Origin of the sequence: Nostoc sp. CHAB 5715, from assembly GCF_020829685.1 — a bacterium.
Lineage (GTDB): Bacteria > Cyanobacteriota > Cyanobacteriia > Cyanobacteriales > Nostocaceae > Nostoc.
This window is the reverse complement of the sequence record NZ_JAIVFR010001190.1, coordinates 1-2,036: the sequence shown is the minus strand read 5'-3', so window position 1 is coordinate 2,036 and position 2,036 is coordinate 1. Positions and strand designations below refer to the sequence as shown.

General features: G+C 40.1%; 2 protein-coding genes and 1 pseudogene. 1 reads left to right on the top strand and 2 read right to left on the bottom strand.

Annotated elements, in window-relative coordinates; genetic code table 11:
- Positions 1-199 precede the first annotated feature (199 nt).
- Positions 200-664, top strand: a pseudogene (locus tag LC574_RS37565) (transposase); the annotation flags it as partial.
- A gap of 119 nt (positions 665-783) precedes the next feature.
- Here LC574_RS37565 and LC574_RS37560 read toward each other — a convergent pair.
- Both LC574_RS37560 and LC574_RS37555 read right to left on the bottom strand, forming a co-directional pair.
- Complete coding sequence (locus tag LC574_RS37560) at positions 784-1,164, bottom strand: ISAs1 family transposase (protein ID WP_229458692.1); 381 nt, start codon at positions 1,162-1,164, stop codon at positions 784-786.
- Between the two features lie 433 nt (positions 1,165-1,597).
- Positions 1,598-1,801 (bottom strand): transposase family protein, encoded by a 204-nt coding sequence (locus LC574_RS37555; RefSeq protein WP_229458691.1) that lies wholly within the window; start codon positions 1,799-1,801, stop codon positions 1,598-1,600.
- Between the last annotated feature and the right edge of the window lie 235 nt (positions 1,802-2,036).

Genomic DNA, 2,036 nt, shown 5'->3' with positions numbered 1-2,036 from the left:
CATTGGTCACAAGTTAAGAAAAAGAGCCAATTGTCAAGGGGGTATGTCAAAAATCGGTAAAATGGGCTGAAAGCTATATCCTTAAAGGAATTGTGACATCCCCTAAACCTACATGAGTAGCACTAAGAGCAAAAACCTGCGACCATGCTAAGAAGAAGAATCGTCCGCAACCGGAAAATGAGGCGATCGCTAGTCGGCTAGAAAACCTAAAAGTTTAGAAGATGTGCCAAAAGGGCAACTAGCAGGAAAAATGGGAACAGTAATGGATTTAGTAACTCATCTAAGAGTAGAAATTTGGTTTTGGACGAACCCTAAACAAGCAGATACTCATTGGGAGAATGATTTACTGCATCTAGTAAAAGAGAAAACCTTACTATTGCTAGATAGAGGCTTCTATCATTTTGCTTTTTGGCAAGAACTAATTGACAAAAAAATTGATTTTATTACTCGGATAAAGAAAGGGGCGTCTTATCAAGTAGAGCAGGTATTAACCAGTAGTTATGACATCAAAGACCGCATTATCAAGATAGGTTCTGTCACAAAAAAAACACCTATTATCACTGTACGTTTAGTAGAAATTCGGTCAGGTAAGGTATGGCATTCGTATCTAACCAGTGTACTTGACCGCCGAATTTTACCCCCTTACGTAGTAGCAGGGCTGTTTCATTCCACAAGGGCAAGAAGTTTGTCAATATCATTAGAGATAAATCTTTGAGCAGTTGTGATGGAAGCATGACCATTTCGGCGGAGTATGTTGAGAGCGATGCCTACGGCGGGCTACGCCTACGTTCGTATCACCGACAGATTCGCAGGAGCATTACCCATACGTATGGTGGAATGGTCTTCATCAAAAATGACATCCTTTACCCAATGAAGACGATTCTCAATCCCCCAATGTCCGCGAATCCCTTTAGCAAAATCAGTTGCTCCCCGAACTAGACTACTAATGTAGTAAGCAACTTGGTGATATGGTTTGCCTGCACGAGTACCGATTCTTTCAACCTTAATTAAGGACTCCAACCCAGTCCATTCTGGACTGATGCCAGTTAAATCATGAAAAACTTCTATAGTACGTGTTGTAACTCGGTTCCCTTGTTTTTCGGCTGTGATGTACCGACTTGTGGGCTTGGAATTCTCCGTATTGTGTCGAATTTGATGATACAAGTTTTTTTGATTTGCCTATGCCTAGATCGCATAGTCATTGCCACTATCAATAATTAGCTTGCAAGTTTTTTTTGGCTTTTGTATTGCATCTAAACTGAAAACAACACCCTCAATATCTAATAGCGCAATTAAATTTTGAACTGTGCTAATTTCACTACCAAGCTTTTCTCCAATTTGCTCAGACTTAGGACTAGCCCTCTTTTTTCAGTAAATACCGATACGATACAAAAGAAATTTTGATACTCGCTTTTGTAGTCTTGTACAGTTCCTTTTCAACCTTACATCAATTCCAAACCACTCAGATGTATCCACATGAACGTAGTTTTGCGCCCTAGACTTGAATATTTTGGCAAGAATATCAAAGTCTACTCCTATTAGTATCCGACGGATCGTCGAGGTTGATGGCACGCCATGTTTTTCAATTCTGAATTTATCAATCAATACACGACGATGGCGTTTGTGCATTGTCCCCCCATGCACGATATCCTACGTACCCGCTCATTGTTCCCATAATCACAAACAGCAATACCATCCACAGTTGATGTCTTTGCCCATCTTTGACTCGAAAATCTTTTACTTGCCGTAGTTGTTCAATCAGATTTGCACCCATTGTTTTCATCCCCTCAACGCTTGTCATTTTACATCTTTTAGGGAATGAAACAGCCCTGACCTTATTGAGCGTGAATTCTTTCATCTCTAGGGGCGTACATCTCATTGGTGTCAACTTAAGCTAAAAGTAGCTTAACTGTTAGCTTCCTCACCCGCCTCGAACTAAAGTTCTTTGGCTTTTAGCTAAAGTCTACTAAAGTAGACTAAAGATTTTTCGGATTATTTAGTCATCAAAAGATGACTTTCGCTATTAGCAAGGAACT